This window comes from Streptomyces camponoticapitis, assembly GCF_014646115.1.
Classification (GTDB): Bacteria; Actinomycetota; Actinomycetes; order Streptomycetales; family Streptomycetaceae; genus Streptomyces; species Streptomyces camponoticapitis.
Genome location: NZ_BMMV01000004.1, coordinates 25,940 through 46,815, shown reverse-complemented (window position 1 = coordinate 46,815; position 20,876 = coordinate 25,940). Strand labels below are relative to the sequence as shown.

The 20,876-nt window shown below is 71.9% G+C and carries 18 protein-coding genes; 6 read left to right on the top strand and 12 right to left on the bottom strand.

Features of this window, described 5'->3' with window-relative positions:
• Positions 1-124 precede the first annotated feature (124 nt).
• Positions 125-1,504, bottom strand: coding sequence for a DUF2252 domain-containing protein (locus tag IEY79_RS07240; RefSeq protein WP_229700756.1), 1,380 nt, complete (start codon positions 1,502-1,504; stop codon positions 125-127).
• Positions 1,505-1,851: 347 nt separating this feature from the next.
• Between IEY79_RS07240 and IEY79_RS07235 the strand changes: the two genes are divergently transcribed.
• Positions 1,852-2,937 carry a serine hydrolase domain-containing protein gene (locus IEY79_RS07235; protein ID WP_189106493.1) on the top strand — a complete coding sequence of 362 codons (1,086 nt, stop codon included), beginning with the start codon at positions 1,852-1,854 and terminating at the stop codon, positions 2,935-2,937.
• A 36-nt stretch (positions 2,938-2,973) separates the two neighbouring features.
• Here the strand turns inward: IEY79_RS07235 and IEY79_RS07230 are convergent, their stop codons facing one another.
• The 3 genes from IEY79_RS07230 to IEY79_RS07220 form a co-directional block, all read right to left on the bottom strand.
• Positions 2,974-3,570, bottom strand: coding sequence for a TetR/AcrR family transcriptional regulator (locus IEY79_RS07230; RefSeq protein WP_189106492.1), 597 nt, complete (start codon positions 3,568-3,570; stop codon positions 2,974-2,976).
• A 74-nt stretch (positions 3,571-3,644) separates the two neighbouring features.
• Complete coding sequence (locus IEY79_RS07225; RefSeq protein ID WP_189106491.1) at positions 3,645-4,325, bottom strand: ABC transporter ATP-binding protein; 681 nt, start codon at positions 4,323-4,325, stop codon at positions 3,645-3,647.
• A gap of 88 nt (positions 4,326-4,413) precedes the next feature.
• Positions 4,414-5,862 (bottom strand): ABC transporter permease, encoded by a 1,449-nt coding sequence (locus IEY79_RS07220; protein ID WP_189106490.1) that lies wholly within the window; start codon positions 5,860-5,862, stop codon positions 4,414-4,416.
• Positions 5,863-6,000: 138 nt separating this feature from the next.
• Between IEY79_RS07220 and IEY79_RS07215 the strand changes: the two genes are divergently transcribed.
• Positions 6,001-6,396 (top strand): nitroreductase/quinone reductase family protein, encoded by a 396-nt coding sequence (locus IEY79_RS07215; protein WP_189106489.1) that lies wholly within the window; start codon positions 6,001-6,003, stop codon positions 6,394-6,396.
• A gap of 146 nt (positions 6,397-6,542) precedes the next feature.
• Here IEY79_RS07215 and IEY79_RS07210 read toward each other — a convergent pair whose 3' ends face one another.
• The 5 genes from IEY79_RS07210 to IEY79_RS07190 all read right to left on the bottom strand — a co-directional run bounded on the left by IEY79_RS07210 (position 6,543) and on the right by IEY79_RS07190 (position 12,731).
• A complete protein-coding gene (locus tag IEY79_RS07210) occupies positions 6,543-7,544 on the bottom strand; it encodes a glycoside hydrolase family 26 protein (RefSeq protein WP_189106488.1) in 1,002 nt (333 codons plus the stop codon).
• A 62-nt stretch (positions 7,545-7,606) separates the two neighbouring features.
• Complete coding sequence (locus IEY79_RS07205; protein ID WP_189106487.1) at positions 7,607-8,635, bottom strand: LacI family DNA-binding transcriptional regulator; 1,029 nt, start codon at positions 8,633-8,635, stop codon at positions 7,607-7,609.
• Positions 8,632-11,064: a glycoside hydrolase family 2 protein gene (locus tag IEY79_RS07200; RefSeq protein ID WP_189106486.1), complete on the bottom strand. Its 2,433-nt coding sequence runs from the start codon at positions 11,062-11,064 to the stop codon at positions 8,632-8,634. Before IEY79_RS07200 ends, IEY79_RS07205 begins: the two co-directional genes overlap by 4 nt.
• 129 nt (positions 11,065-11,193) lie before the next feature.
• Entirely contained in the window at positions 11,194-11,613 is a 420-nt protein-coding gene (locus IEY79_RS07195) for a RidA family protein (protein WP_189106485.1), read from the bottom strand.
• Positions 11,610-12,731: an acyl-CoA dehydrogenase family protein gene (locus IEY79_RS07190; RefSeq protein WP_189106484.1), complete on the bottom strand. Its 1,122-nt coding sequence runs from the start codon at positions 12,729-12,731 to the stop codon at positions 11,610-11,612. The genes IEY79_RS07195 and IEY79_RS07190 overlap by 4 nt, the downstream gene beginning before the upstream one ends.
• A 106-nt stretch (positions 12,732-12,837) precedes the next feature.
• Here IEY79_RS07190 and IEY79_RS07185 point away from each other — a divergent pair, with 106 nt between their 5' ends.
• The 3 genes from IEY79_RS07185 to IEY79_RS07175 are packed head-to-tail and all read left to right on the top strand — an operon-like array spanning position 12,838 to position 15,872.
• Positions 12,838-14,490, top strand: a complete 1,653-nt coding sequence (locus IEY79_RS07185; protein WP_189106483.1) for an AMP-binding protein — start codon at positions 12,838-12,840, stop codon at positions 14,488-14,490.
• Between the two features lie 43 nt (positions 14,491-14,533).
• Complete coding sequence (locus IEY79_RS07180) at positions 14,534-15,364, top strand: PaaX family transcriptional regulator (protein WP_189106482.1); 831 nt, start codon at positions 14,534-14,536, stop codon at positions 15,362-15,364.
• Positions 15,365-15,407: 43 nt separating this feature from the next.
• On the top strand, positions 15,408-15,872 hold the full coding sequence (locus tag IEY79_RS07175) for a hypothetical protein (protein ID WP_189106481.1): 465 nt from the start codon (positions 15,408-15,410) through the stop codon (positions 15,870-15,872).
• Here the strand turns inward: IEY79_RS07175 and IEY79_RS07170 are convergent.
• Both IEY79_RS07170 and IEY79_RS07165 read right to left on the bottom strand, forming a co-directional pair.
• A complete protein-coding gene (locus IEY79_RS07170; RefSeq protein WP_229700724.1) occupies positions 15,859-18,225 on the bottom strand; it encodes a bifunctional salicylyl-CoA 5-hydroxylase/oxidoreductase in 2,367 nt (788 codons plus the stop codon). The two genes, IEY79_RS07175 and IEY79_RS07170, sit on opposite strands and share 14 nt — an antisense overlap.
• Complete coding sequence (locus tag IEY79_RS07165; RefSeq protein WP_189106480.1) at positions 18,210-19,037, bottom strand: enoyl-CoA hydratase family protein; 828 nt, start codon at positions 19,035-19,037, stop codon at positions 18,210-18,212. The genes IEY79_RS07170 and IEY79_RS07165 overlap by 16 nt, the downstream gene beginning before the upstream one ends.
• A gap of 366 nt (positions 19,038-19,403) precedes the next feature.
• Between IEY79_RS07165 and IEY79_RS07160 the strand changes: the two genes are divergently transcribed.
• Positions 19,404-19,820 carry an ATP-binding protein gene (locus tag IEY79_RS07160; protein ID WP_229700723.1) on the top strand — a complete coding sequence of 139 codons (417 nt, stop codon included), beginning with the start codon at positions 19,404-19,406 and terminating at the stop codon, positions 19,818-19,820.
• Here the strand turns inward: IEY79_RS07160 and argF are convergent.
• A complete protein-coding gene (gene argF / locus IEY79_RS07155; RefSeq protein WP_189106479.1) occupies positions 19,809-20,858 on the bottom strand; it encodes an ornithine carbamoyltransferase in 1,050 nt (349 codons plus the stop codon). The genes IEY79_RS07160 and argF overlap by 12 nt on opposite strands.
• Between the last annotated feature and the right edge of the window lie 18 nt (positions 20,859-20,876).

The following is a 20,876-nucleotide window of genomic DNA, read 5'->3' as shown; positions in this document are numbered from 1 at the left end:
CTCGGGACTACTCCCCTTCGCTGCGACCCACCGTAACAGCCGTCGCGGCGACGGAACAGGCTGCCCCGGAACCGCGCCTGCTCGGCCATTTCTCGCCTTCCCCGCAGATCGTCGTACGGCCCGGCTACGCGGCCTGTGCCGTGACCCGTCCCGCCTTCACCGCGGACACCAGGGCCGCGTGGTCACGCTCGTTCTGGTCGGCGTAGCTCTCGGCGAAGTCGGACAGCGCGTTGTCGAAGACCGGGCCGCCGCCGAGATACGCGGCGATCGCGATCCGGTCGCCCGAGCGGGCGTGGGCGCGGGCGAGTGTCGCGCCGCAGAGCTCGGCGAAGACCCTCATGCCGTTGGGGACCATGTCCTGAGGGACCAGGATGCCTTTCCAGTCGTGCAACTGCCGTACGTAGAAGTCTCGTTGTCTGCCGTCGAGCCCCCGTACCCGGTCCCACCCCAGGAAGACGTCGCCCACCGCCTGCATGAGCCGCTGGCCCGCGACGACCCGCTGGCCCTGGTTGTTGTACTCGCTCTCGCCGGTGTACCGGGCCAGTACGGAGTGGTCCGCCTCCTTGGCCTGGAGGATCAGCGGATCCTTGTCGTCCTTGCCCAGCAGGAGCAGGATCCAGCAGCGTGTGCCCACGCTGCCCACGCCGACGACCTTGCGGGCGATGTCGACCACGCGGTACTGCCGCAGCAGCTGCCGGCGCTCGGTGGACAGGCTCCGCCCGTACCGGTCGACCAGCTTGTGGAGCTCGGTCACGAAAGTGTCGCGCTGCCGCCCCCGCAGCAGGTCGTCGACCGGCACGACCAGCGGCGGATCGGGGGCGAACCGGCGCTCCCCGTCACGCGGCCGCGTCAGCTTCTCGAAGGCATGGAGGCTGTCGCGGGTACGCGCCTTCGTCATCATCCCCGACAGCCGGTCCCGGCCCTTCGCTCCGAGCCTGCGATCGGCCAGCGGCCGGAGTTCCTCCATGTCGGCGCGGGTGTACCAGACGTCGAGATTGCCCATCCCGGCGAACACGCGCATGCGCTCGCGGTAGGACCGTACGGCGGCCCGTACGATCACCGACCGCTCCTTCGCGGAGTAACCGTTCTCCCGGCCGGCGATCACCAGGCTCGCCGCCAGTCGTTTGACGTCCCACTCCCAGGGGCCCGGCAGTGTCTCGTCGAAGTCGTTGATGTCGAACACCAGCCGCCGCTCGGGTGAGCCGAGTAGCCGGAAGTTCAGCAGATGCGCGTCCCCGCAGAGCTGGGCCCTGATGCCGGAAACCGGGGTGGTCGCCAGGTCACCGGCCATGATCGCGGCGGCGCCCCGGTAGAAGCGGAAGGGCGACTCGGTCATACGCCCGTACCGGATGGGCACCAGCTCCGGCACCCGCGTCCGCGACTGGGCGTCGACGACCGCCACCGGATCGGGCCTGGCGCGGGCCGCATCGAACTCCGCGTGGCTGGACCTCGGCGCCCGTTTCCGGGCCGCCCTGCCCCGCTCCGCCCGCTCCCGGGGCGACATGTGGGTGGCGGCGGCCCGCCGCGCGCCCGTTCCGGGGTTCGTGTCGCCGCTCCTGCCGGAGTCCCTGCCGCGCCTGGTCATCGATGCGCCTCCACCCCGAGAGCCGGCCCCACCCACCCACTATCCGGCGCGCGTCGGCCACCCGCATGTCGGCCCCGCCGGCCGCACGCCGTCAGGCCCTGCGGTGCCCGGCCACTGAGCCGGCTCAGCGGACGCCGCCCGCCCCGGCCCGGCACGCCCGCCCGGTGCACGGGCCCTCCGCCCGTACGACCCTTCTCCACATACCCCCCACGGGTATAGTCTTCGGCGTGGTCGGGACGTCCGCCGCGTCACGGAGGGGAATCGGGATGAACGTCGAAGGACATGTCGCCGAGGGTTATGAGACGGTCCGTCAGGTCTTCCGGAGGATGGTGGACGACGGCCGGGAGACCGGGGCCGGTCTGTCGGTGTGGCGGGACGGCGAGGAGGTCGTCCGGCTCAGCGGCGGCTGGGCCGACACCGCGCGGCAGCGGCCCTGGCGGGCCGACACGCTGGTCCAGCCCTACTCGGTCTCGAAACCGTTCGCCGCGCTCGCGGCCCTGGTGGCGGTCCGGGACGGCGCGCTGACGCTGGACGAACCGATCGGGCGGTACTGGCCGGGGTACGCGGTCGCGGGGAAGGAGCGGACCACCCTGCGCCATGTCCTCACCCACCAGGCGGGCCAGGCCCGGTTCCCGGTGGCGGCCGCGGGGACGGATCTGCTGGACGGCGCCCGGCTGCGGGAGATCCTGGCCGAGTCCGCTCCGGAGTACGTCCCGGGTACGTCGCTGGGCGAGCACGCCCTGACCTACGGGCATCTGATCGACGGGGTGCTGCGGGCCGGGGCGGGCGTCACGCTGGAGCGGATGTTCGCCGATGTCGTACGGCCCGCGCTGGGGCTGGACGGCTGGTTCGGCGTACCCGACGGTGAACTGCACCGGGTCGCCGATCTTGAGCCGGCCGCTCCCGGGTGGGCCCAACAGCTGCCCCAGGAGCCGTGGTTGACCATCCCGGCGGGTCTCCTGGACATGGAGCGGATGAACTCGACCGCCTGGCGGCAGTCGGTCTTCGGCGCGGCCAACCTGCACGCCACCGCGACTTCCGTGGCGGAGTTCTTCGCCGGCCTCACGCGCATGGACGGGCCGGTCCACCGGCTGCTCGGCAGCGAACTCCACGCCGCGTATCTGGCTCCTCAGGTCCGCCGGCACGACGAGGTCTTCGCGACCACCGTCGGCTGGACACTGGGGCTCATACGTGACGACGGGAAGATCGCGAAGGGCGGGCTGGGCGGTTCGGCGGCGTGGTGGTCGGTCAGGCACGGCCACTCGTGCGCGTTCCTGACCCGCCGGCTGGACGACCTCTCGCGGGCCGCCGAGATCGCGGCGGCGCTGGGCGACGACCTGAGCCTGGGATGAGCCGGCCGACCGCTCCTCCCCCGACGGCCGGGGCGGTCAGGAGCCGTCCTCCCGTTCACTGGACGAGGGCCAGTGAACGAGAAGGATGTGCAGGGCGTCGAGGGCGCGGACCCAGGAGTCCTGCGGCGCACGCGCGTGCGCGAACCCGCCCGCCGCCTCCAGGGCGACGAACCCGTGGAACGTACTGCGCAGCAGCCGCACCGCGTCGGTGAGGCCGGGCTCGGCCAGCCCGTAGCCGCGCAGCATGCCGTACGCCAGCTCGACCGCCCGCCGGGGTCCGGCCGCCTCCGCCGCCAGCCCGGGATCGATCCGGATCGCGGCCTGGGTCGCGGTGTAGCGGCCCGGGTGCCTGTGGGCGTACTCCCGCCAGGCGTCGGCGTACGCGACCAGCGCGTCCTTGCCCGCCCGCCCGGCCGTCGCTTCCGCGATACGGATGCTCTTCTCGTCCGCCGCCAGCAGCGCGATCCGGCCGCGCAGATCCTCCAGACCACGGACATGCGCGTAGAGGCTCGCGTCCGTCACGCCGAGCCGCCGAGCCACCCGCGACATGGAGATCCGGTCGAGCCCGACCTCGTCCGCCAGCTCGGCGCCCGCCACCGTCACCAGCTGCGCCGTCAGCCCGGCCCGCGCCATGCGCCCACCTCTCGCCGTTCCCGGGAACCCTGGTCACAACCTAGAGGTCCGGGGAACGGCGGGCCGTATCCGGGCTAATCCGGGCGTTCGGTGATGGTGATCCTCCCGCGCCTGATGGTGGCCAGACGGGTCGCACGGCGGGCGATGGCGCTGTCGTGGGTGACCATCACGAAGGTGAGCCCATGCTCCTTCCAGAGCCCTTCGAGCAGATCCATGATCTCGTCGCGCATGGACTCGTCGAGATTGCCGGTGGGTTCGTCGGCGAGCAGCACCTTCGGCCGCTTCACCAGCGCCCGCGCGATGGCCACCCGCTGCTGCTGACCGCCGGACAACTCGGAGGGCACATGGTTCAGGCGCTCCCCCAGTCCGACCGAGCGCAGGGCCTCGGCCGCCCGGTCGCGGCGCTCCTTGGCCTTCGTACCGAGCGGGACGAGCGCCGTCTCGACGTTCTCCTGGGCCGAGAGGGTGGGGATGAGGTTGAAGCTCTGGAAGACGAAGCCGATGGTCCGGCCGCGTACGGCGGTGAGTCCGGCCTCGCCGAGCCGGGCGAGGTCGGTGCCGTCGAGCATGACGCTGCCGGCGGTGGGGCGGTCGAGCCCGCCGAGCATCTGGAGGAGGGTGGACTTGCCGCCGCCGGTGGGGCCCTTGATGACGAGCCGGTCCCCCTCCCCGATGGTCAGGTCGACCGCGGCGAGCGCGTCGACGGTGTCCTTGCCTCTGCGGTACCGCTTGGTGACGCCGCTGAGTTCATACATGGTGCGACTCCTGGGCTGCTGGCTCTGCTGAGCACTGACTGCTGACGACTGACGGCTGACCGGCTCGGTGCCGGGTGCAGGGCGCTCGCTACTCGACACGGCGCAGCGCGTCGGCGGGCCGGAGCCGGGAGGCGCGCCAGCCGCCGAAGGCGCCGGCGATCAGGCCTCCGGTCACCGCGAGGCCGACCGCCAGGGCGATCGTGGCGGTGGAGACGGGAGCGGAAAGGGCGATTTCGACGGCCTTGTCGGCGGCCTGCCCGCCCGGGCCGCCGCCCGTACGGAGGCCGCCGCCACCGCCACCGGGGCCGCCGCCCATGGCGCCGAGTTCGGCGGTCAGGGACGGGCTGACGGCGGTCAGCGCGTAGGCACCGGCCACGCCGACGGCGATGCCGAGCACTCCGCCGACCAGGCCGTTGACCATCGCCTCGCCCACGACCTGCCGGGTGACGCGCCCGCTCTTCCAGCCGAGGGCCTTGAGCGTGCCGAATTCCTGTACGCGGCGGCCTACGGCCGACATGGTGAGCAGTCCCGCGACGACGAAGGCGGCGATGAGGACGGCGAGGGAGAGCCACTTGCCGACGTTGGCGGCGAGGCCGGACGCCGTGGAGAGGGAGCCGGAGACGGTGTCGGCGAGGTCGGCGGACGTGGTGACGGTGGTTCCCGGGATGTTCTTCTGGATGGCCGACTTGACGGCGTCGATCCGCTGCGAGTCGTCGGCCTGGACGTAGACCGTGGTGACCTTGTCCTCGGAGTCGGACAAGGTCTGCGCCTGCTTCAGCGGGACGTACAGATTCGCGGCCGCGTCACCGCTGTCGGCGGTGGCGATGCCGACGATCTCGAACTTCGTTCCCTTGACGGTGACTTCGGTGCCGACCTCGTACTTCTTCTCCTTCGCGTACGCCGAGTCCGCGACGGCCACCCTGGCATCGGTCTCGGTCGCCCTGAACGTGCGGCCGTCGGTGATCTTGGAGGAGGTCAGCGGGCCGAGGTCCTGCCGCGCGGTGTCGGTCCCGTAGACGGTGTAGGAGTTGACGTCGAACGCGGCTCCCCCGCCCCGTACTTCACCCTGCGGTCCGCCGCCGCCACCGCCCCCACCGCTCGCGCCGCCCTCCTTCGGCTTGAACTCACCCGGCTTGAACTCCCCGTCGACCTTGAGGACCGAGAGGCTGAGGCCGCCCACGGCGTCGGACACGCCGGACTGGCCGGCGACCTCGTCCACCGTGCTGGACGCGAGGGTCTGGAAGCCCTGCGGCATGACGATGTCGCTGCTCTGCGTCTCGTCGCCGTCCTGCGCGTCGAATTTGAAGCGGGGCCCCGCGCGCCCGCCCTCGGACGCGGGCGGGGCCGCCTTGGTGACGGTCATGTCCGTGCCGAGTCCGTACAGCGACTCCAGCACCTTCCCCTGGGCCTGTTGCATGCCCGAGGAGACGGAGTTGACGACGATGACCAGCGCGATACCGAGTGCGAGCCCCGAGGCGACGAGGAGCGCGGCCTTTCGGCGGCGGCGCAGTTCGCGCCTGAGGTAGGTGAGGAACATGGCCCGAAAAATATGTACGGCGCGTGATGACAGCATATGAGCGGCGTAAGAGAAGGATGAGAAGCCGTCACCACAGCGGGCCGCGGCCCGCGAACGGCGGACACGGCCGAGAGACGATCGAACACGGGAGAGTCACGGATGTCGCGCTACGACGAGATCAAGCACCGGGCCGTCACGACGTTGCAGAGGTGGGTCGCCAATCCGCTCTCCAGGCGGATGCCGCGGCAGGTGCTGCTGGAGACCACGGGCCGTACGTCCGGACAGCCCCGGCGGACCCCGGTCGGCGGGACCCGGGTCGGCCAGGAGTTCTGGCTGGTGTCGGAGTACGGCGACAAGTCGCACTACGTACGGAACATCATGGCCGACCCGAGGGTCCGCGTCCGGATCAAGGGCACATGGCACACCGGGACCGCCCACCCCGTGCCGGAGGACGACCCGCGAGCGCGGCTCAAGAGCCTGCCGAAGGGCAACAGCGCGATGGTGCGGCTGGTGGGCACGAACCTGCTGACGGTGCGCGTCGATCTGGACAGCTGACCTGGGCGGCCGTCCCCTGCCCGTCGCCCGGGAGGCGCCGGGGAACGAGAGGATCGCTCTCGTACCGGGCGTACTCGGGCGACTTTCGACAACGCAGGGAGCGCGCGCCATGCGCGGTGGGCCGGAGGGGACTTCTGAAACAGACCTCAGGGCGCCACCTCGCCCTGGTTCAGGACGCGTGGGTGGAAGTAGCCGGCCTGGATCTCGGCGTTGGAGTTGTTGCCCTGAAGCTGCTCGGACCAGAGCATGAAGTACGACCAGCGTGTCTGGCTGTCGAGCAGCGCGGCATTGGGGATCTTGCCCATCTCGGCGATCGCGATCGGCTTGGCGCCCGCGATCGTCCGGAGCTGCTGGTGGTCGGAGGCGCTGGGGTGGCCCTTGTACCAGACGTCCAGCGACACCACGTCGACGTAGTCGTCACCCGGGTAGTACGAACTCCAGCCGCCCGCCGGGTTGTCCTGGACGTTCCAGACCCAGAGCAGGTTGTCGAGGCCCTTGCCGGCGAGGTGGTCGCGGGTGATCCGGTAGAGCCGGGCGCCGCCGTTCGGTCCGGGGCGCTCACCCCACCAGTTCCAGGACTCGTTCATCTCGTGGAGCGGGCGGAACAGTACGGGTACGCCCGCGTCCTTGAGCTGCCGGAGGTACGGGACGACCTCGTCCAGGCGGCGCTTCCACGCGGTGTTGAGGGCGGTGCCGTCGGTCACCGTCGCCTCGAACTCCTCCTTGGAGATCCTGGACTTGACGCCGCCCTCGAACTCGCACGAGCTGCCGGCGGTCGGCGGGCAGACATGCCATGTCAGCGTGACGAGTGAGCCGTTGGCCCATTCGGTCTTCGCCTGGTCGATGACGCGCTGCCGGTTGGCGACGTCATCGGCGCGGAACATGAGATCGCCGCCCCACAGGCCCGGGTACTGGCCGGTGATGTCTTTCACCAGCTGGGTGTAGCGGCCGGGGGCGGAGGCGGGTTCCTTGTTGTGCTGGCCGGAGACGACGCCTGAACCGGCAATGGATTTGAGGTAGTTCAGCACCTCCTGCTTGGGGGTGGCCGGGAACGCCCGGGCGGGGGCGGGCGCGGCGGTGAGGGACATGACCATCGTGGTGAGTGCCGCCGTGGCGACGGTGACGAGCCGGGATCGGTTTCCGCGCATGGCGAAGCGAACCTTCCTCTTCGGTGGGGGGTTGCGGGGGCGCGCTGGTCGTCGAAGCGGGGTTACGGGGACGGTGGGCCGGTGGAGCCGCGTGGGGTCAGGGTCGGGGTGGGGACCGGCCGGGCGGAGACGCGCTTGCCGCCGATGACGTCGTGCATCGCCCGCGCCACCTCGGCGCCGAACGCGTGGATGTCATGGCTCATCGCGGACAGCGAGGGGTGTGTGAGCCGGCACAGCTGCGAGTCGTCCCAGGCCAGCAGGGAGACGTCCGCCGGGACCCGGAGCCCCATCTCGGCGGCGACGGACAGTCCGGCGACGGCCATGAGGTCGTTGTCGTACATGATCGCCGTGGGGCGCCCGGCGGAGGCGAGCAGCGAGCGGGTGGCATGGGCGCCCGCGCCCCCGGAGTAGTCGGTGGCGCTCTGCCGCCCCTCGGGCAGGCCGAGTTCGGCCATGGCCGCCGTGAACGCCTCCCGGCGCAGGGCGCTGTGACCCAGCTCCGCCGGTCCGCCGACGCGGGCGATGGAGCGGTGGCCGAGAGCGGCGAGGTAGCGGACGGCCTCGGTGACGGCCGTACCGTCGTCCGTCCACCGGGCCGTGAACGGCCCGGCGAGCGACGGGTGGCCGACGGCGACCACCGGCATGCCGAGCCTGGCGAGGGCGGGGACGCGCGGGTCGTCGCGCCGGAGGTCGACCAGTACGGAGCCGGCGACCTGGCCCGATCTCCACCAGTGGTGCTGGAGTTCGATCTCCTCGTCCGTGTCCCGCACCAGACGCAGCAGCAGGGCACCGGAGTGCTCGGTGAGGACGCTGTCGATGCCGGAGATGAAGTCCATGTAGAAGGGTTCCAGGCCCAGTTGGCGGGCCGGGCGGCAGATCGCGAGACCTACGGTTCCGGTGCCCCGGGGGCCTCGGGCGCGGGCCGAGCGGTTGGGCTCCCAGCCCAGCTGCCTGGCGGTCTCAAGGATGTGCGCCCGTGTGGTCTCGGACACGCCCGGCTTGTCGTTGAAGGCGAGGGAGACGGCGGCGCGCGAGACGCCGGCGCGGGCGGCGACGTCCCTGATGGTCGGCCGCCGCCCGGCCGCGCTCACGCCGGCTCCACCATGAACAGCGCGGCCCGGACGGTGGCGGGCGAGCCGGCCCCGTCGCCGTCCCAGCCGCGTACGTGGATGGTGACGCTCTCGCCGGGCAGCAGTGTGAGCAGCCCCTGGTCGGCGACGGCGGTGGGGGCGAGCCGGTCGGCCTGGAGCAGCAGATCGCGCAGCAGCGTACGGGCGGTGACGACGACGTCCACGGCACCGGCCCCCTCGCCGTGGGGGACGGTCTCCACGTCGTAGCGCGGGGCGGGGAAGGCGAACTCCCGGTCGCGTACGGGGAAGTGGACCGCCCGCAGCCCACCCGCGTCGGCGACCAGGAACTCCTTCGCGGAACCGGCGTCCGGCAGCAGGTCGTCGGGCACCGTCGCGACCGCGACCGAGCGCGCCCCGGCGCGCGCCGTCACCGTCGTCTCGGCGAGGGTCCGGCCGTCGGCGGCCATGCGGCGCAGCCGTACCTCCGCGTCCCAGGGTGCCGGCGACTGGTTGTCGGCGACGACGGCCGGCCGGCCGTCGCGGGTCGGCAGGGTGAGCAGCCGGTCCGCGTACAGCCGCCGCAGTGTGTGGTACAGCGGCTTGAGGCGTCCGTCGCCGTCGACGGCGGCCCAGGAGGTCACCGGCCAGCAGTCGTTGAGCTGCCAGAGGACGGTGCCCGCGCACACCGGCCAGTGGGAGCGCCAGTGTTCGATGCCGGTGGCGATGGCGCGGGCCTGGTTGAGCTGGGTGAGGTAGTGCCAGCGGTCGAAGTTCTCCGGCCCCGCCCCGGGCACGGCGAAGTGGTGGGCCAGGCCCCGCTCCAGTTTGCCGTTGCCGTCGTGGGCCTTCTGGTGGTGGAGCATGCCGGGCGAGGTGGCGGACAGTTCCTCTCCCGGCAGCGCGCGCCGCAGGGTGGCGTGGGCGGGCGGTGCCTGCCAGCCGAACTCGGCGACGAAGCGGGGGACGGCGTCGAGGTAGTCGGTGTAGTCGGTGCGGTTCCACACGTCCCAGGAGTGCGCGGTGCCGTGCGCGGGGTCGTTGGGGTGGTGGTCCCAGGAGCCGGACCAGGGGCTGCCCGCCCAGTAGGGCCGGGTGGGGTCGGTCTCGGCGACGACGCGGGGCAGCAGGCCCAGGTAGTAGCCCTCGCCCCAGGAGTCGCCGTTGAGCTCGGGCTCCCAGTCCCAGTCGCGGAAGCCCCACAGGTTCTCGTTGTTGCCGTTCCACAGGACGAGGGAGGCGTGCGGCATGAGACGGGTGACGTTCTCCCGGGCCTCGGCCTCGATCTCCGAGCGCAGCGGCCGCTCTTCGGGGTAGGCGGCGCAGGCGAAGAGGAAGTCCTGCCAGACCATCAGGCCGAGTTCATCGCAGACGTCGTAGAAGTCGTCGCTCTCGTAGATGCCGCCGCCCCAGACCCGTACGAGGTTGACGCCCGCTTCGGCGGCCTGGGTGAGGCGGGCGCGGTAGCGGTCGGGAGTGACGCGGGAGGGGAAGACGTCGTCGGGGATCCAGTTGACGCCGCGTGCGAAGAGCGGCTCACCGTTGACGGCCAGGGTGAAGGCGGTGCCGTGCGCGTCGGGGCCGGTGTCGAGGGTGACCGTACGGAATCCGATCCGGCGCTCCCAGCGGTCGAGGACCGTCCCGTCGGTGTCGAGCAGCTCCAACTCCGCCCGGTACAGGCTCTGTTCTCCGTAACCGCGGGGCCACCACAGCGCGGCGTCGGGGACTTCGACGGTGAGGGTGGCGTGCGGGCCGTCGAAGTCGACGGATGCGGTGTGGTCGCCGACTCGGGCACGGGCGGTGAGGATCCCGCAGGTGGGGGTCCGCTCGACATCGACACGCAGTTCGGCGCGGCCGGTCGCGCCGTCGGCGGTCACGAGCGGGCGGACGGTGGCGAGCCGGGCGGTGGACCAGTGCTCCAGGCGGACGGGCTTCCACATGCCGGCGGTGACGAGGGTCGGTCCCCAGTCCCAGCCGAAGGAGCAGGCCATCTTGCGGATGTACTGGAACGGTTCGGGATAGGCGTTGGGCCGCTCGCCCACCAGCGCGCGGACCGCCTCGGCCTCGGTGTAGGCGGAGGTGAAATCCACGGAGAGCGGTGTCGGGACGGCGGGATCCAGCCGGTCGGTGACGTCGAAGCGGTAACTCCGGTGCATGTTGCGGGTGTTGGCGATGGGGGTGCCGCCGACGCTGATGGTGGCGACGGTGTCGAGGCCGTCGAAGACGAGGTCGGTGCGCTCATGTGCGGTGTCGCGAGGGGCGAGCACGGTGTCGTAACGCCAGTCGGTACGGCCCACCCAGGCCACGGCCGTCTCGTTCCGGGAGACGAACGGGTCCTCGATCAGCCCGGCGGCGAGCAGGTCGGTGTGGACGCAGCCGGGGACCGCCGCGGGTATGTCGGTCCGCTCGTGGCGCAGCGTCCAGCCCTCGGTCAGGGGGGTGACGTCCTTCATGCGGATGCTCCGTTCTCGCACGGCGTGCCGTTCAACGTAGAGGCGGTCACGTGGCCCGGTCCATAGACCGGTCAAGCATATTTCCGCTTTGCGGGTAAGGGAGTTGGGCGAAGATTACTTAACTTTTACTCAACTCGCCGATTCGGCGGGGACCATCGCGATGCCGTCCAGCTCCACCAGCGCGCTCTCGTCCCAGAGCCGGACCGTACCGATCACCGCCATCGCCGGGTAGTCGCGGCCCGCGAGGCGCTTCCACACCCGGCCCAGTTCGGCGGCGTGGGCGCGGTAGTCCGCGATGTCGGTGGCGTAGACGGTGACACGCGCGAGATGCGCCGGGGCGCCGCCTGTCGCGGCCAGCGCGGCGAGGAGGTTGCCGAGGGCGGTCTCGAACTGCTCGACCAGGGTCTCCCCCACGATCGTGCCCGCCCCGTCGAGCGCGGTCTGGCCGGCCAGGAAGACCAGCCGGCCGTCCGTCGCCGTCACGCTCACCGCGTGCGAGAAGCCGGAGGGCGGCGCGAGTTCGGCCGGGTTGGTCCGCTGCAGACTCATCCGTACAACTCCTTCGCGATGATGGTGCGTTGGACCTCGGTCGCGCCCTCGTAGATACGGGGCGCGCGGACCTCCCGGTAGAGGTGTTCCAGCAGATGCCCGCGTTGCAGGGCGCGTGCGCCGTGGAGCTGGACGGCGGCGTCGACGACGTACTGCGCGGTCTCCGTCGCGAACAGCTTCGCCATCGCCGACCGGCGCGGCACGTCCGGCGCCCCCGAGTCGTACGCCTCCGCCGCCGCGTACACCAGCAGCCGGGCCGCCTCCGTACGCGTCGCCATCTCCGCGACCTGGTGGGAGACGGACTGGAGGTCCTTGAGCGGGCCGCCGAACGCCGTGCGGTCCGCGGTGTGGGCGAGGGTCGCCTCCAGGGCGGCGCCCGCCATGCCGACCGCGAACGCGCCGACGCTCGGGCGGAAGAGATTGAGGGTGTCCATGGCGACACGGAAGCCCCGGTCCACCTCACCCAGGACATCGGCGGCGCTCACCGGTACGGAGTCGAAGGCCAGGGCGCCGATGGGGTGCGGCGAGAGCATCTCGATCGGTGTGCCGGTCAGTCCGGGCCGGTCGGCGGGGACGAGGAACGCGGTGACACCGCGCGCGCCGGCGCCCGCGGTCGTACGGGCGAAGACGGTGTAGAAGTCGGCCTCGGGCGCGTTGGAGATCCAGCGCTTCTCGCCGGTGAGCAGCCAGCCGGGGCCGTCCGGACCCTCCCGCGGGACGGCGGTGAGCGCGAGCGCCGCCGCGTCGGACCCGGCGCCCGGCTCGCTCAGCGCGAACGCGGCCACGGCGCGGCCCGCGGCCACCTCGGGCAGCCAGCGCGCCCGTTGTCCGTCGGTGCCGGACTGGACGATCGGGTAACTGCCGAGCCCCTGGAGGGCGAGCGCGGTCTCCGCCTCCGTACAGCCGTGGGCCAGGGATTCGCGCAGCAGACAGAGGTCGAGCGCTCCCGCGGTCAGCATGCGGTCGAGGAGCCCCAGCTCACCGAGAGCGGCGACGAGCGGGCGGTTGATCCGGCCCGGCCCGCCCTTCTCGGCGAGCGGGCGCAGGCGGTCGGCGGCGACGGCGCGCAGCTCGTCGCACCAGTGCTTTTGTGCCGGATCGAGCGAGAATACGGGCATCCGGGCCCTCACTTGAATCGCGTCTATCGCGGACTGTTGACTGCCGTCACCTACACGATACGCTCGAAGCACAAGGCCACCAAGCCACCCCACGAGGGGGCGAACGATGGAGCTGACACCGGCGGTTCTGACACCCTCGGCGCACCGCGACACTTTTCCGCGCGACCATCTGCCCCCGCCCGAGCAGTGGCCGGAACTCGTCTTCGACCCGCCCGGTCTGCGCGGGCCCGACCGGCTCAACTGCGCCGTCGAACTGCTCGACCGCACCGTGGAGCGCTTCGGCGCCGGCCGCCCCGTCTTCCATCTCCCGTCGGGCGACACCTGGTCGTACGGCCAACTGCGCGGCCACGTCGACCGGATCGCCCATGTCCTGACCTGCGACCTGGGTGTGGTGCCGGGCAACCGGGTCCTGCTGCGCGGCCCGACGACGCCCTGGCTGGCGGCGTGCTGGCTCGCCGTCCTGAAGGCGGGCGCGGTGGCGGTGACGGTCCTCGCCCAGCAGCGGGCCCGCGAGCTGGCCACGATGTGCGAGATCGCGCGGGCCACACACGCGCTCTGCGACATCAGGTCGGTGGACGACCTGGTCGAGGCGGAGGTGCCGGGGCTGCGCGTCACGACGTACGGAGGGGACGCGCCGGACGATCTGCTACGGCTGGCGGAGCGGAAACCGGACCGGTACGAGGCGGTGGAGACCGCCGCCGACGATGTCGCCCTCATCGCCTTCACCTCGGGGACGACGGGGCGGCCCAAGGGCTGTATGCACTTCCACCGCGACGTCCTCTCCATAGCCGACACGTTCTCGCGCCATGTGCTGCGCCCGGAGCCGGACGACGTGTTCGCCGGCAGTCCGCCGCTCGGCTTCACCTTCGGGCTCGGCGGCCTGGTGGTCTTCCCGATGCGGGCGGGCGCGTCGACGCTGCTGCTCGAACACGCGGGTCCCAGGCAGCTGTTGGGGGCTGTCGCCGAGCGCGGGGTGTCGGTGCTGTTCACGGCGCCGACGGCGTACCGCGTGATGCTCACCGAGCTGGGCGCGGCGGACGGGGCGGGAGGGGGCGCGTACGACATCTCCGGGCTGCGCCGCTGTGTGTCGGCGGGGGAGAATCTGCCCGCCGCCACCTGGCAGGACTGGTACGACCGGACCGGGATCCGCGTCATCAACGGCATCGGCGCCACCGAGCTGCTGCACATCTTCATCTCGGCCGCCGACGACGCGGTCAGACCGGGCACGACGGGCGTGCCGGTGCCCGGCTGGCAGGCGCGTGTCGTCGACGAATGCGGCGACCCGCTGCCCGACGGGGAGCCCGGGCTGCTCGCCGTCCGGGGCCCGGTGGGCTGCCGCTATCTCGCCGATCCGCGCCAGTCCGTCTACGTACGCGACGGCTGGAACCTCACGGGCGACACCTATGTGCGGGAGCCGGACGGCTACTTCCGCTATGTCGCACGCGCGGACGACATGATCATCTCGGCCGGGTACAACATCGCGGGCCCCCAGGTCGAGGAGGCGCTGCTGGCGCACCCCGACGTGGCGGAGGCGGCGGTGGTGGGACATCCCGACGAGTTGCGGGGCCAGATAGTGGCGGCGTACATAGTGCTCCGGGAGGGGGCCCGGCCCGGCGAGGAGACGGAGGAAGCGCTCCGCGCGTTCGTCACGACGCGGCTCGTGCCGTACAAATGCCCGCGCGTCTTCGAGTTCCTGGACGCGCTCCCCCGTACACCGACAGGCAAACTCCAGCGCTTCCGGCTCCGGCCGGGTTCCTGAACATCGCTCAGGGGCCGCCCTGTCCACCCCCTAGAGTGATCACGTGGCCGAGCAGCACACCCCGCGATCCCTGATCGTCACCCTCTACGGCGCGTACGGCCGGATGCCGGACGGCGCCCCCCTCGCCGTTGCCGAGCTGGTCCGGCTGCTCGGCGCGCTCGGGGTCGACGCGCCGTCGGTGCGGTCGTCGGTGTCGCGGCTCAAGCGCCGGGGGCTGCTGATCGCCGAGCGCACGCCGGAGGGCGCGGCGGGTTACGCGCTCTCGGCCGACGCGCGGCAGCTTCTCGACGACGGGGACCGGCGTATCTACGGCCGTCCCGTGCCCCGGCTGTCGGACGGCTGGGTGCTGGCGGTGTTCTCCGTCCCGGAGGCCGAGCGGCACAAGCGTCATCAACTGCGATCCCGGCTGGCCCGGCTGGGCTTCGGGACCGCCGCGCCGGGTGTGTGGATCGCGCCGGGCCATCTGTACGAGGAGACGCGGCACGTGCTGGAGCGGCTGCGGCTCGATCCGTACGTCGACCTGTTCCGCGGCGAGCACCTGGGTTTCGCGGCGACGGCCGAGGCGGTGGGGCGGTGGTGGGACCTCGGGGAGATCGCCGCGCTGCACACGGAGTTCCTGAAGGCGCACGAGCCGGTGCTGCGGCGGTGGGAGACGCACGGTCCGCCGGACGGACCCGGCGCCGGCTCCGCCGAGGACGCCTACCGGGACTACTCGCTGGCGCTCGACTCCTGGCGCCAACTCCCCTACGCGGACCCAGGGTTGCCGGTGGAGCTGCTGCCGAGGGGGTGGCCGGGCGGACGTTCGGTGGAGGTCTTCAGCGCACTGCACGCCCAACTGCGCGACGCGGGCGCCGAGTTCGTACGCCCCGCATGAAATGAGATGACTCGCGGGGCCGGGCGCGGCCATTATCGGGATCATGGACGGGGCACCGGAACCGCAGTGGATGGTCGTCGCCAACGTCGTGCGGTGGCGCCGTTACGGCGACGGCGGCCAGGAGTTGCGGCCCGGTACGAAGGCGTACAAGGGCGGCGCCCGGGTCTTCGTCGTCCTCGACTACCCCGGCATGGGCAACATGGAAGTGACCGCGATCGGCCAGGCACGCAACACCGGTCACTGGATCACCATCGCCACCCCGACCCGGCATCTGCACACCTTCCGGGCGAAGCTCGTGCACTCCCCCGCCGTGCTGCGCCGCGCCCGGCCCGAGGGGCATGACGAGGAATGTGTGCGGCGGCGGGCCACCGGTCTGGAACGGCTGGCGGCGACGTACCGGAGTGAGGCCTTCGCCGGTGCGCCGCACCCGGAGGGCTGCCTGTGCCACGAGTGCCTGAACGGCGCGCGGGGCGAGGACGGCGCCCCGGGCCCGGTCACGTCAGGGTGAGCCTCGGTTTCGGGCCGTCCGTGCGGCCCGTCGGGGGTGTGCGGCTGCCCGCCCGGTACGGCGGCGGCCATGGCGCGGCCGGACCGCTGTAGCCCTGGTCGGCCGCAGCGTGCAGGGTCCAGTGCGGGTCGTAGAGGTGGGGGCGGGCCAGCGCGCACAGATCGGCGCGGCCGGCCAGCAGCAGCGAATTGACGTCGTCCCACGACGAGATGGCGCCGACGGCGACCACCGGCACCGAGAGGGTGTTACGGATCCGGTCGGCGAACGGCGTCTGGTAGGAGCGGCCGAACTCGGGGCGTTCCCCGGGGACGACCTGCCCGGTCGACACGTCGATCGCGTCGGCGCCGTGCGCGGCGAACGCGCGGGCGATCTCGACCGCCTCCTCGGCGGTGTTGCCGCCCGCGGCCCAGTCGGTGGCGGAGATCCGTACCGTCATCGGCCTCTCGTCCGGCCACAACTCCCTTACGGCGTCGAAGACTTCGAGTGGATAGCGCAGCCGTCCCGCGAGGTCGCCGCCGTACGCGTCGGTCCGCGTGTTGGTCAGCGGGGAGAGGAAACCGGAAAGCAGATACCCATGGGCGCAGTGGAGTTCGAGCAGGTCGAAGCCCGCACCCGCGGCGCGCCGGGTCGCGGACGCGAACTGCTCGCGGATCGCGGTCAGTCCGGCCCGGTCGAGCGCGTGCGGGACCTGGCTGACGCCGGGGAGATACGGCAGGGCCGAGGCGGCGGACAGCGGCCAGTTGCCGTCCGGCAGCGGCTGGTCCATGCCCTCCCACATGAGGCGGGTGGAGCCCTTGCGGCCCGAGTGGCCGAGCTGAACGCCGATCGCGGCGCCGGACGCATGAGGTGAATCGGGGGCGCCCGGTGCCCCGTTGTGGACGAAGTCCGTCACCCGCCGCCAGGCGGCGCCCTGTGCGTCGGTCCAGAGCCCGGTGCAACCCGGGGTGATCCTGCCCTCCGGGCTGACACACACCATCTCGGTCATGACGAGACCCGCCCCGCCGAGGGCCCGGGCCCCGAGGTGCACGAGGTGGAAGTCGCCCGGCACACCCTCATCGGCGACATACATGTCCATGGCCGAGACGACCACCCGGTTGCGCAGCGTCAGTCCCCGCAGCCGGAAGGGGGTGAACATCGGGGGCGTACCGGGTTCACAGCCGAAGTCCTCCTCCACCGCGCCGGTGAATCCCGCGTCGCGCAGCCGCAGATTGTCGTGCGTGACGCGGCGACTGCGGGTGAGGAGGCCGAACGCGAACTGCCGGGCCGGCTGGTCCGTGTAGGTGGCCAGCTCCTCGAACCAGCGCAGACTCGCCGCCGCCGCGCGCTGCGTGGACTCCACGACGGGCCGTCGCTCGGCCTCGTACGCGGCGAGCGCGGCAGGCAGGTCGTCCGGTCCCCCGGATTTCCGCCGCTCCTCGACGCACGCGGCGAGCGCGAGGGCGTCCTCGACGGCGAGCTTCGTGCCGGAGCCGATGGAGAAGTGCGCGGTGTGGGCGGCGTCGCCGATGAGGACGGTGTTGCCGTGGCTCCAGCGTTCGTTCACGACCGTACGGAACGCCGTCCAGGACGACTTGTTGGCGCGCAGCGCCCGGCCGCCGAGCGCGTCGGCGAAGATCTTCGCGCACCGCTCGGTGGACTGCCCCTCGTCGAGTGTGTCGAACCCGGCGGCGTACCAGACCTCTTCACGCATCTCGACGATGACGGTGCTGGCGTCGGTCGAGAACGGATAGCCGTGCAGCTGCATCACGCCGTGCTCGGTCTCGGCGATCTCGAAGCGGAACGCGTCGAAGGCGAAATCGGCGGCCAGCCAGATGTAGCGGCAGCGTTCGGTGGTGACGGTGGGCCGGAAGACATCGGCGTGGGTCTCGCGGGTGCGGCTGTTGACACCGTCGGCGGCGATCACCAGGTCGTGGGCGGCGGCCAGTTCGGCGGCGGGCGGTGCCTGGGTGCGGAAGCGGAGCCGTACGCCCAGTGACGCGCAGCGCTCGTGGAGGATTTCCAAGAGCCGGCGGCGGCCCAGGGCGGCGAAGCCGTGACCGCCGGAGGTCAGGGCGCGGCCCCGGTGGACGATGTCGATGTCGTCCCAGCGCACGAACTCGTCCTGGAGGGCACTGTGGACGGTGGGGTCGGCGTGCTGGATTCCGCCGAGGGTCTCGTCGGAGAGGACGACGCCGAAACCGAAGGTGTCGTCGGGGGCGTTGCGCTCCCACACGGTTATCTCGCGGCGCGGATCGAGCCGTTTGAGCAGGACGGCGGCGTACAGCCCGCCGGGTCCGCCGCCGATGACGGCGATCCTCAGCGGGTTGTCGGCGGGCGGGTTCAGCGGCGCCGACACGGTCAGCGGCCCTGCCACTTGGGGGGCCGCTTCTCCGTGAATGCGGCGTGGAACTCCGCGTAGTCCTCGCCGTTCATGAGCAACGCCTGCGTGGCGGCGTCCAGTTCGACGGACGCGGCGAGCGGCATGTCGAGCTCGGCCGTGAGCAGCGCCTTGGTCTGCGCGTACGCGAGGGCCGGGCCGTCGGCGAGCCGGCGGGCGAGTTCCGCGGCGCGGCTGTCGGCGGCGCCCTCGTCGGTCAACTCGCTGATGAGGCCGATCCGTTCGGCCTCGGGCGCACGCACGGGCTCGCCCAGCATCAGCAGCCGGGTGGCGTGTCCGAGCCCGACGACGCGCGGCAGCAGATAGGCCGCGCCCATGTCGCCGCCGGAGAGACCGACGCGGGTGAAGAGGAAGGCGAAGCGCGCGGTGGGGTCGGCGAGCCGGAAGTCGGCGGCCAGCGCCAGGACCGCACCGGCACCCGCGGCGACCCCGTGGACGGCGGCGATCACCGGGAACGGGCATTCGCGTACGGCCCTGACCACCTGGCCGGTCATCCGGTTGAAGTCGAGGAGCTGGGCGGTGTCCATGGAGAGCGTGGCACCGATGATCTCGTCCACGTCACCGCCCGAGCAGAAGCCGCGCCCCTCGCCCGCCAGCACGAGGGCGCGGACGGACCGCTCCCTGGACAGCTCGGCGAGCAGGTCGCGCAGGTCGGCGTAGGCGCCGAAGGTGAGGGCGTTGAGCTTGTCGGGGCGGGCGAGGGTGACGGTCGCGACGCCGTCCTCGCGCGTCAGCCGCAGATGGCGCCACTCCTCGGTGCGGGGGGTGGAGCCGGAGAACGGGCTCATGGGGTGCGGCCTCCTTCAGCTCGATGCTGTGTGCCGGTCGCCCGGAGCGGCGGGACGCCGGGGGCGGACCCTCGCAAGCAAGGTATCACTTGCCCGTGACTGCCGTCACGAGTACGCGATAAGGTGCGCGGCACGCCGTACGGAGCCCGTACGGCTTCCGTACAGGAGCCGTACAGGTCTCGTCGCCGCCGCCAAAGGTCCCGGGTGATATGTGGCGGAGGTCCCATTTCCGGCAGTCCGCTGCCCCTTGTGAACCTGTTTACGCTCCGTAAAGCTGACCCAAGGCCCACCCGCGCCGGGAGACTCCCCGACTTCCGGCACCGGACCTGGTGGCATCTCCACAGCACCTCGAACGGAATCCCCGCCTTGCCCGAAAGACCGGACACCGCCCTCTGGCGCCTCACGCTGCCGCACAGCGCGGCGGCTGTGCCGATGGCGCGTGCCCTGATCCGTACGGCTCTCACCGACATCGGGCCGACGGCGGACAGCGACACGGCGGAGCTGCTGACGGCGGAGCTGGTCGCCAACGCCGTCGAGCACACGAATCCGGCCGTGCCCATAGAGCTGGTGGTCGAGCTGCTGCCCTCGGGCTGTCAGATCGAGGTCCACGACGGCGACCCGGGCCCGCCGGGCGACCTGTCGACGCCGGTGCCCGGCCATATGCCGGACCCCTGGCAGGAGCACGGACGGGGACTGGTCCTGATCCGTACGCTGAGCGCCGACTGCGGTCACCGCCCGACGGATCAGGGCAAGGCGGTCTGGTTCACCCTGTCAACGCGCTGAGCCACCCGGTGCGACCGGAGCGGGCACGGGCGCGAGATCCGGGGCCAGCGTCGCGACGAGCACGGCCTTGATGGTGTGCAGCCGGTTCTCCGCCTCGTCGAAGACCACGGAGTGCGCGGACTCGAAGACCTCGTCCGTCACTTCGAGCTCCGTGAGCCCGTGGCGTTCGTGGATCTCCCACCCGACGACGGTCCCCAGGTCGTGGAAGGCCGGGAGGCAGTGCAGGAACCTCACGTCCGGATTCCCCGTCGCGGTCAGGACGTCCATGGTCACGCTGTACGGCCCGAGGGCCGCGATGCGCTCGTCCCAGACCTCCTGCGGCTCCCCCATCGACACCCACACGTCCGTGGCCACGAAGTCGGCGCCGCCGACACCCTCGGCGATGGACTCGGTGAGCGTGATGCGGGCGCCGCTGACCTCGGCGGCCTTGCGCGCCACGGCGACGACGTCGTCCGCCGGCCAGTAGGCGCGGGGCCCGACGATCCGTACGTCCATGCCCAGCAGCGCGCCGGTGACGAGGTAGGAGTTGCCCATGTTGTAGCGGGCGTCGCCGAGGTAGGCGAAGACGATCCGGTCCAGCGGCTTGTCGGTGTGCTCGGTCATGGTGAGCACGTCGGCGAGCATCTGGGTGGGGTGCCAGTCGGCGGTGAGCCCGTTGAAGACGGGCACGCCGGCGTGGGCGGCCAGTTCCTCGACGGTCGACTGCGCGTCCCCGCGGAACTCGATCCCGTCGAACATCCGGCCGAGCACGCGGGCGGTGTCCTTCGCGGACTCCTTCTTCCCGATGTGCGAGCCGGCCGGGTCGATGTACGTCGTGGAGGCGCCCTGGTCGGCGGCGGCCACCTCGAAGGCGCAGCGGGTGCGGGTGGAGGCCTTCTCGAAGATGAGGGCGATGTTCTTGCCGCGCAGGAGCTGGACCTCGTTGCCCGCCTTCTTCGCGGCCTTGAGCCCGGCGGCCAGCTCGACCAGCCCACGGAACTCCTCGGCGGTGAAGTCGAGCTCCTTGAGGAAGTGGCGGCCTGCGAGTTGTATCGCCATGGGGCTGCTCCTGCTTCG